5 protein-coding genes are annotated in these 9,656 nt (G+C 54.0%); 3 read left to right on the top strand and 2 right to left on the bottom strand.

What is annotated here, in order from left to right:
* Window positions 1-121: 121 nt before the first annotated feature.
* Complete coding sequence (locus BUE76_RS19620; RefSeq protein ID WP_073044661.1) at window positions 122-1,591, bottom strand: M28 family metallopeptidase; 1,470 nt, start codon at window positions 1,589-1,591, stop codon at window positions 122-124.
* A gap of 113 nt (window positions 1,592-1,704) precedes the next feature.
* Here BUE76_RS19620 and BUE76_RS19615 point away from each other — a divergent pair, with 113 nt between their 5' ends.
* Window positions 1,705-3,273: an amidase gene (locus BUE76_RS19615; protein ID WP_073044663.1), complete on the top strand. Its 1,569-nt coding sequence runs from the start codon at window positions 1,705-1,707 to the stop codon at window positions 3,271-3,273.
* Between the two features lie 621 nt (window positions 3,274-3,894).
* On the opposite strand, the gene BUE76_RS19610 is transcribed toward BUE76_RS19615, so the two are convergent.
* A complete protein-coding gene (locus tag BUE76_RS19610) occupies window positions 3,895-7,140 on the bottom strand; it encodes a S41 family peptidase (RefSeq protein WP_073044665.1) in 3,246 nt (1,081 codons plus the stop codon).
* Window positions 7,141-7,439: 299 nt separating this feature from the next.
* Between BUE76_RS19610 and BUE76_RS19605 the strand changes: the two genes are divergently transcribed.
* Together BUE76_RS19605 and BUE76_RS19600 are read left to right on the top strand one after the other, a co-directional pair.
* Entirely contained in the window at window positions 7,440-7,970 is a 531-nt protein-coding gene (locus BUE76_RS19605) for a gluconate 2-dehydrogenase subunit 3 family protein (protein ID WP_083596575.1), read from the top strand.
* Window positions 7,967-9,656: GMC oxidoreductase (locus BUE76_RS19600; RefSeq protein WP_076026748.1), on the top strand; the 1,690-nt coding region annotated here is incomplete at its 3' end. The genes BUE76_RS19605 and BUE76_RS19600, both read left to right, overlap by 4 nt.

The following is a 9,656-nucleotide window of genomic DNA, read 5'->3' as shown; positions in this document are numbered from 1 at the left end:
GGGCGGGAAAACCCCCCCGAATACTAAGGTGTAAAGTTGTTTCAGGCGGGCCCCTTTTAAAAGGGGGAGGCACTTGAAACAAAAAAGCCGCAGATATTTCATCTGCGGCTTTTTTATGGGCTTATCGTTCCAGTTTGAAATCCTTGTCCCTTGCCGGTGCCTTGGCGGCATTGGCTACTTTATAACCGGTGCGGTACATCCAGTCCGTCATCTTTTTCAATTTGTCATAATCAATTCGGGCGGCATCATCCTGCGGAGTGTGGTAGTCGGGGTGTAGCAGGGTGGTGTACATCAGCGACGGAATACCCAGGCGGGCATAAGGCAGGTGATCGCTGCGGAAATACCAGCCTTCCACATGCGTGGGTTTGTCCCAAAGGGTATCGAGTTTAAACCTTGGTCCTTCGTTGTTGGCAGCCATGGCCATGTTCACCAGTTCCAGCGAAGTGCGGTGGGGGACCTGTGATCCCAAAATAGCCGCACTATCGGGGTGTTTGCGGCCGATCATATCGCCATTGAGCACCGTTACAATCTTATCCAACGGAACGGTGGGTTTGGAAACAAAATAGCGGGAACCCAGCAGGCCTCTTTCTTCCGCACCATGAATCACAAAGATCACCGAGCGTTTTGGTTTGCTTTGCATAAAGGCCCGGGCGCAGGCCAGCATGGCCACGTTTACGCTGGCATTATCATCAGCGCCATAATAGATGCTGTCGCCCTTGATGATGTTGCGGATGCCATGTGCATCGGTATGGCCGCTGTACAGCAGGTACTCGTTTTTCAACACAGGATCAGATCCTGGTATGATGCCTACAATGTTTGCAGAAGGATATCGGTACTGCTGTAAAATGATGTTGGCCTGCAGGCGTGCATTGCCGCTGGTCAACTCATTTTTTGCCGCCTGGTGCAGCCAAATCACCGGAACCGTGGTGGTAACATTGGCAGCCGGTCCGCCTTCAATGTCGAAGCTGCCCCTCTTAAAGTTTTCCGCTGCGTCGGCCCATGCTTTTTCTGCATAATCGTCGGCGATAAAAAGAATGGCTGCAGCGCCCCTGCGTACTAATGGTGCGCCGTATTTCTGGTAGATATAGCGGCTGTAGCGCCAGGTGGGTAGGGATACATCCAGGTTGATGTCTTTGCCATTGGCTTCAATGGCCACAACCTTGCCTTTTACATCGGCATTGCTGGTGTCTACATTCAATGCATTGCCCAGGTAGGTGATGGGTGCATCCAACGAAGCATTGGCCATCTGTGCCACGGCAGCCTCTTGCCATAAAGCGTAGTTTTTACCATTGATGCGGATGCCCGATTGCGGCGAAACCTCATTGCGAACCATATCGAAATACTGGAAATAAGTGCCATCATCCCCAGCGGGTTTGAGGCCAATGGATCGGTACAGGTCGGCAGTCCATGCGGCTGCTTTCAGTTCGTCAACGGTGCCGGCCGAGCGGCCTTTGAAACGGGCATCAGCCATGCCGTACAAATCCTTCTTCAGTTCGGCGGTGCGGATGGCAGAAAGGCCAGGAGGAGTTTGTTGGGCAAAGCTGGTGGTGCAGGCGGCTGCCAGCAATAATTGGGTGAGTGTTTTATTCATGTTTTGCTCCGGATGTGAATTCAGTGAATTTAAGGGTATGGTGCATATGAAAACGATTTTTACCTGCTTTTTGCCCCTAATTGTTGGTAAATGGGTGTTCCTTTATAAAGAATATGAAAAACAGAATACAAGCTTTTTTGTGGCCGATCCTGCTGTTGCTGTTGGGTGGTTGTGCGCCCAAAGTGCAACAGGCAGTTACAGCAAATGCACCCGCCTTCGATCCTGTGGAAATCACCATTGCAGGTGCGCAGGAAGCATTGCGTACCGGTAAATGCAGCTGCGAACAACTGGTGGGGGCTTACCTGGAGCGCATCCGTGTTTATGACCAGCCAACAAAGCTCAATGCCATCGTGGTCGCTAATCCTGAAGCGCTGGCCATTGCCCGCCGTTTGGATGCTGAGTGGCGGCGTACCGGCCTGATGCGGCCCCTCCATTGTATTCCCGTGATTGTAAAGGATAATGTGAATACGGCGGGCTTGCAAACGGCTGCCGGCTCCCTTGCACTCAAGGGTTATGTACCCGACAGCGATGCCACCCTGGTGCAGCGATTGAAAGACGCCGGCGCCATTGTGCTGGCAAAATCGAATATGGCGGAATGGGCTTTTAGCCCGATGGTGTCCATCAGTTCGCTGGCGGGTGAAACGCTCAATCCCTATAACCTCCTCTATGTGCCTGCGGGTTCCAGTGGCGGCACGGCAGCAGCCATTGCCGCCAGCCTTGGCCTGGTAGGTATCGGCACTGATACTGGCAACTCCATCCGCGGTCCTTCGTCGCATAATGCATTGGTGGGTTTCCGTACTACACTTGGGTTGGTGAGCCGGGCTGGTGTTGCTCCGCTGTACCTGCGCAACGATGTAGCCGGTCCCATGACCCGCACCGTGGAAGATGCCACCCGCATGCTGGATGTGCTGAAAGGTTATGACCCGCAGGATACACTCACCCGCTACAGCAGGGGACGGCTGCCGGAAACCTATACTGCCTACCTGCAGAAGGACGCCCTGAAAGGTGCCCGCATCGGCGTGCTGCGCACCCTCAGCGAGCGCAACCCCGACCCGCAGATTAAGGCGCTTTTTGAACAGGCCATTGCCGACCTGCGCAGGTTGGGTGCTGTGGTGGTGGACTCGGTTGTGGTACCCAATTTTGATAGTTTGTCGTCAAACCAGTGGTGTTCTGTATTTGCGCAGGACATCAATACTTACCTGGGTAGCCTGACCCCTGCGCCCCCGGTAAAAACCGTTGCCGATATTCTTGCCTCCGGTAAATATGCGCCTTACATCAAAGACAACCTGCAATACCATTTGGAACATGCCGATACCGTAGCTGCCGATGTATGTGGTGATGCTTATTCCGACAGGCGCCGTATTGCTTTTCGTAATGCGGTGGTACAGGCCATGGATCGGTACAGTGTTGGGGCTCTTATCTATCCAACCTGGAACAACCCGCCGGCGCATGTAGGAGCCTTTGAGGAATATAAGGGCGACAACAGCCAGGTCATTGCGCCGCATACGGGCCAGCCTGCATTTACAGTGCCCATGGGTTTCAGTAGGGACAACCTGCCCGCTGGCTTGCAGTTTCTGGGCCGTCCATTCGACGAACCTACCCTGATCCGGCTTACCTATTCCTACGAGCAGGGAACCTTGCATCGCAAGCCACCGGCGCTGTTTCCGGCATTGCGGAAATGATGTAATAAGCTATATCGAGTTGTAGGGAAACCGTTGAAACGGTTTCCTGTTTGCAACGTTTCCGTGCATTACCCACAGTTGAAACTGTGGGCTAGGCATGGAGCTAAGATCTTAAACTGTATGGTGATGCTTTAGGATGGCAGTGTGTGTTTTTCAGGTGCCAGGGTTTAAGCTGCAAGTAAATTACAATGGTGCTAAGTAGGTTATAGTTTTGTACAGCCTTGTTTTGTAGGCAAAAATGAGAGTAAGCCAAGTGAGCTTGTGGCATGTTATTCAAAACTTGCAGCTTTTCACCGGTAATCTTTTAATGGGTATAAACAAAAACGGCAGGATTGCAATCTTTTCATCATGTGCCGCCAACGATTGCTAGCCCACGGTTTTAACCGTGGGTTTGGAACAATCGCCAATTTCTTAAAACCGTTTCAACGGTTTACAACAAGCCTCAAATTGTATTTGATCCAAAGAATGCAAAAATGCCCGCCAAATAAATGGCGGGCATTTCATTGTCAGCAACGGTATGGTTTATGGAAATTGCGATGTGTGGCTGTATCAGAAAGTCATACGCTCTTGCTTGCAGCTTGTTGCTTGCAGCTTGTTGCTTGCAGCTTTCTTTTGCCCTGATTACCGCTTCGAAAGCTTTGCATCCTCCAACGACTTCAGCAACACTTCAACGGCTTTATCCAGCTGGCTGTCTTTACCATTTCCTTCGTTGTAGGAACGCGATACGGGAATATCCACCGGACGGGGTGCCAGTTCCATATTCTTGCCTTCGTGATCCGTAACCTTGATAAAAGGCAGGCGCAGCGTGGAGCCATCCAGCAGGGTGGTGCTGGAGGTATAAATGATCCAGCCGCCGGTAGGTTCGCCCACTACCTTGCCCAGACCCAATGTGCGGTAACCTTCGGTAAAGTCTTCGGCATCGGAAAGCGAGTGCTGGTTGGTAACCAGCACGGTTGGTGCTTCCAGTGCTCTTTGTCCCAGCTGGGTGCGGGCGGGTGCCTGGGGCAATCCACGCACCTGCATGGTCATATAACCTTTCCGGGCCAGCACATCAAGGGCATAGGCATTTACAAAACCGCCATTGTTGTTGCGCACATCCACCACCACGCCTTCGCGGGCATGGTTCTCTGCATCCATGTCCAGGTACAATTGGTCAAGCGACTGTTGCGACATGTCGTACATGTGCACATAACCCAGCCGGCCCTTGCTTACCCGGGCAACATATTCGCGCTGCTCCTGCACCCACTGCTTGTACAGCAGGCCTTTTTCGGTGGCGGTGTTCACGGGTCGCAGGCTTACCTTGAACGGGTTGCTACCCGAGGTGCTGTTGCTGAAGGTGAGTGTCAGCTTTTTGCCTCCCTTGTTTTCCAGCAATTGGGCAAGGTCTGTATTTGCGGGTATGGGCTTGTCGTCAACAGCCAGCAGGTAGTCGCCGGCTTTAACCCTGCCGGTAATAGCTGCCGGGCCAAGGTTGACCACTTCTGTTACCAGGAACAATCCTTTGTCCTCGTATGCCTCGCGGTCGAAATAAAGACCCAGCCTGCCGGTGGTGAAGCTTGCACCTGCCGGCGGTGCGGAGATGCCCGAGTGCGAAGCATTGAGCTCGCCCACCATCAGGCTGATCACCCGGCGCAGTTCGTCGGGGGTGCCGGCACCGGCGGCATAAGGTTCGTATTGCGTATACACCGCGTTCCAGTCGGCGCCATGAAAGGTGGAGTCGTAAAAGCCTTTGTGCTGCGCTTCCCAGGCCTGGCGGAACAGTACGGTTCTTTCCTTGTTGAAATCTACATCCAGTTCGGCAGTTACTGCTACCGGCTTTGCTGCTTTTGTGTCCAGCGATACCGATTGAATGCGGCCCTGTTCCAGGTAGTAGGCGGTTTTGCCATCCCTTGTTATTTGCAGGTTCGATTTGAAGCCGGGTGTTGCAGTGACCTGGGTGAGCACGGCGGGCTCTTTGGCCAGCTCGTCCAGCGAGTAGGTATACAGGTTGGTTTGCCCGGCAATATTGGCGATCACCAGCAGGGTCTTACCGTCCTTGCTCAGGAGTTGCTCGTTTACATCCGCGTTCAGGGGTAGCAGGCTTAGCCGCTGGCGGATCCCTTCGGTGATGATCTTAACCTCGTTCTTTCCTTTCGCTGTTGTGGCAGCGGCCAGGCTGTCGGCGGGTTTGCTTTCAGGCGCCGGTTTGGTGTTGAGCGAGGTGGGTGTGGAAGGAGTTTCCGAAAAGAGTTGCTGGAACTGGTCCTCGCGGAAACGGGGGCTTTGGGGCACCAGGTCGATGCGGGCAACATTGGCGTCTTCGGTGCGCTGTGCCGTGGTGAACAGCAGGTAGCTGCCATCGGCGCTCCAGTTAAGCGAGCCCCCAAAAGTGTTGGCCAGGAAAGATACCGGCGTGGCATTGCCGCCGCTCGCAGGCACCACGTAAATATTGCGGAAAGATTTGGCACCGTATCCGGCAAATGCCAGCCATTTATTATCGGGCGACCAGCAGATGCGGCCGTTGGCGGCAAAAGGCTGCCTGCCGAAATAGCCGGTGGTAACGGTCGTTTCTTTGCGGGTTGCCAGGTCCAGTACTTTCAATTCTTTACCATTCCGGATAAAAGCCAGCTGTTTGCCGTTGGGGGCAAAGAGGGGAGCGGCATCTTCGTCCTTTGTGCTGGTGAGTTGTGTTTCCTTGCTGGTCACAAAATCGTACTGGTACAGGTTGGCGGCACCGCTGCGTTCCGACACATACACGATGCTATTGCTGTTGGGTGCCCAGCTGATGCTGCTTTCGGTAGCACCGGTGTTGGTGATACGCACTGCATCGCCGCCGTCCTTCGCCGAAGCCACAAATACTTCGCCACGGGCAATAAAGGCTGCCTTTTTGCCATCGGGCGAAAGCGCCATATCACGAAAGCCGTTGCTCAGCCGCAGGTGCTCGGTGCCCAATGCTGCAGGTGCGCCCCGCCGTGCAATATTGAGGGGTGCCGCTTTGCCGCTGGCAAGGTCGAAGGACCAGATGCCGAATTCTTTTTCAAAAACAATCTGCTGGCCTTTGTTGCCAATGGCCGGCCACAGCACCCTGCCGTTTGTAAAGGTGGTGAGTTGCCTTGGTGTGCCGCCCACCGGGAGCGCCCACAGGTTTTGCGCACCCGATACATCCGATACATAATAGAGGGTCTTGCCATCGCTGCTCCACATAGGCCAGAGTTCCCTGCCCTTACGTTCGGTGAGTTGTTCGTAGCGCGGCGTTTTGCCTTCGTGCAGCAGCCATAGCTCCGACTCGTCGAGGTGGCTGGAGCCTTTGCGCCACCACTGTTGTGCGGCAATGCCACGGGCGGCAAAGGCCAGTGTTTTGCCGTCGGGGGAGGGCGCACCAAAGAATTCGCTCATATAGCGGCGGTTGCTCACCGGCATGGGCGTGCCCCCGCCAGCTTGTACCCGGTAGATGTCCCGCATGGACGAAACCTCGCGGCTGCTGGTGGCAAAATACAGGTATTTGCCATCTGCCGACCAGGCACTGAGTTCGTCGGCGCCATCGTCGTAGGTAAGCCTTTTCAGTTCGCTGGTAGCCAGGTTGAGTAAGTAAATGTCGCCATTGCCCGTGCGGGTGGAAGTAAAGGCCAGGAATTTGCCATCGGGCGAATACAGCGGCCGCCCATCGTTGTCGGGGTGCGATACCAGCAGGCGGGCTTCGCCACCAGCGGCCGGAACGGTCCAGATATCACCGCCCGAGGTAAAGGCGAACTCGCGGCCATCGGGCGAAAGTGCGGGTTCGGCAAAATAGGGTTTCGCAGTTGGTTCGGAGTTGGTTTGTGCATGCGTACACAGCCCTGAAACAAGCAACACCACAGGCGCTGCCCATTTCATCAGATACTTGTTCATGGATGTGGGTTTTTGGAAAGATTACTAGAAGGGCAAGCGGTTTAAAAGTAAGGGATTTAAGGGGAATGAAAAGCTGAAGCCTGTTCGTTTTTACGGGCTTATTTCAATCCTGCTTTCCTATTGTATTACCATTGCAGACCCTTGCATGGTAGTAGTTAGTGTACAGGATACTTCCTCCTGCTGTTGCCTGCATTTTTTACGCGGTCAGTACCGATAAAAATCCTAGCTTAGAAACCACATTATCCAACCTGTTGTTGCTCCCCTGAACGCTGGTTGTTTGCCTTTACAAAATTGATTACATGCACCGAAGAGTCTGGATCAAACAAGTGCTGCTGGCTGGTGGCGGTATGCTCATCGCCCCGGCGTTGGTGAATGCTGCCGGCGCCACCGAAGTGCCCCTGTTGCACCTGCGCATTTCCGCGGCCGAGGAAGCTCTGGTAGCGGCCCTTGCCGAAGCTGTTATTCCCACTACCGATACACCCGGCGCCAAGGCGCTGAACCTGCACCAGTTTGTGTTGAAGATGATGGACGATTGTGCCGCTCCCGTTGACCAGCAGCGCTTTCAAAACGGGCTGGCGCTGTTTGAACCTTTTGCGCAAAAACAGAGCTCCCTTGCTTTTGCCAGTAATGCCACACCACAGCAGGTACAGCTGCTGCGCACCATCCGCGACAGCAAGGAGGCACCTGCCGATCTCAGGTTTTTTGTAGACCAGGTGCGCCGCCTCACCATCCGGGGTTATGAAACTTCGGAGTATGTACTTACCAAGGTGCACCCCTACGAGCTGGTGCCCGGCAGATTTAATGGTTGTAAAAAAAACGGTAACGTATGAGCAGGTTTGCACAGGAATATGATGCCATTGTGATTGGCTCGGGCATGACTGGCGGCTGGGCTGCCAAGGAGCTTACCGAGCGGGGGCTGAAGACCCTGATGATTGAAAGCGGCCGCAATGTGGACCACATTAAGGATTACCCTACCACCAACATGATGCCCTGGGAGTTTGCCCACCGTGGCACCGTGCCCCAGGAACTCCGCGACCAGTATCCATCCACCAATACCCACTATATTTTTAGCGAAAGCACCCTGCATTTCTTAAAGAAAGATGCAGAGCAGGAGTATATACAGGACCGCCCATTCAGCTGGGTGCGTGGCGACCAGGTGGGTGGCCGCTCCCTGTTGTGGGCAAGGGCTACGCAGCGCTGGAGCGACTACGATTTTGGCGGCCCCTTGCGTGATGGCTATGCCGTGGACTGGCCCATCCGCTACAAGGATATTGCACTCTGGTACAGCCATGTGGAACGCTTCATTGGCGTGAGCGGCAACCGCGATGGATTGGCGTCCCTGCCTGATGGCGAGTTCCTCCCGCCCTTCGATCTGACCTGTGCCGAAAAGCATTTCCAGGGAAAGGTAAAGGCTGCCTATAAAGACCGGCACATCATCACCGGCAGGGTGGCTAATATTTCGGAGGCAAAAGACATCCACTACCAGCAGGGCCGCGCTACCTGCCAGCGGCGTACCATCTGCGAAAGGGGCTGCCCCTTTGGTGGCTATTTTTCCAGCAACGCCTCCACGATTCCCTGGGCAAAGAAGACGGGTAAGTTTACCCTGCTTACCGATAGCATTGTGCACTCCGTAATTTACGATGAGCAAAAACAAAGGGCTGTAGGCGTGCGGGTAATTGATAAAAAGACCGGCAATATCACGGAGTATGGCGCCCGCCTTGTTTCGGTAAATGCCTCGGCCATGAACTCCAACCTGGTGCTGCTCAATTCCACTTCGAACCGCTTCCCAAATGGCCTTGGAAATGATAATGGCCTGATGGGCACCCATATTGCCTTTCATTCCTTCCGGGGCCGCGTGATGGCCGATTACGATGGGTTGAAAGATTTTACTACTGATGGCCGCAGGCCTACATCGGGTTATATGCCCCGGTTCCGCAACCTGTTGAAACAAGAGGCGGATTTCCTGCGTGGTTATAGTGCTTCCATTCATTCCGATCGTTCGCATACGCTTTATGGCGATGATTTTGGCGAAAGCCTGAAGCGCAACATTATGAGCAAGGATTTAGGTCCCTGGCAGATATCGGCGCAGATGATGGGCGAAACCATTCCCAAAGCAACCAGCACTTTGCGCCTTGACCCGGATAAGAAAGACAAATACGGTATGCCGCAGTTGCGCTTTTCGGTGGGCTACGATGACAATGACGATAAGATGCAACAGGATTTTTATACGGAGTTGTCGGCTATGTTTGAAAAGGCGGGTTTCAAAAATATCCGCACCGGCGATACCAATCGAAAACCCGGCAACGAGAACCACGAGATGGGCGGGGTGCGCATGGGCCATGATCCCAAAACCTCTTTACTGAACAGGTGGAACCAGTTGCACCTTTGCAAGAACGTGCTGGTGACCGATGGCGCCTGCATGGTGTCCACTTCCACCCAGAATCCTTCGCTTACCTATATGGCTTTAACGGCAAGGGCTGTTGACCATGCTGTAGCGGAGTTGAAAAAGGGCAGCA

Origin of the sequence: Cnuella takakiae, from assembly GCF_001953305.1 — a bacterium.
Lineage (GTDB): Bacteria > Bacteroidota > Bacteroidia > Chitinophagales > Chitinophagaceae > Flavisolibacter > Flavisolibacter takakiae.
This window is presented reverse-complemented; position numbering and strand designations above follow the sequence as displayed.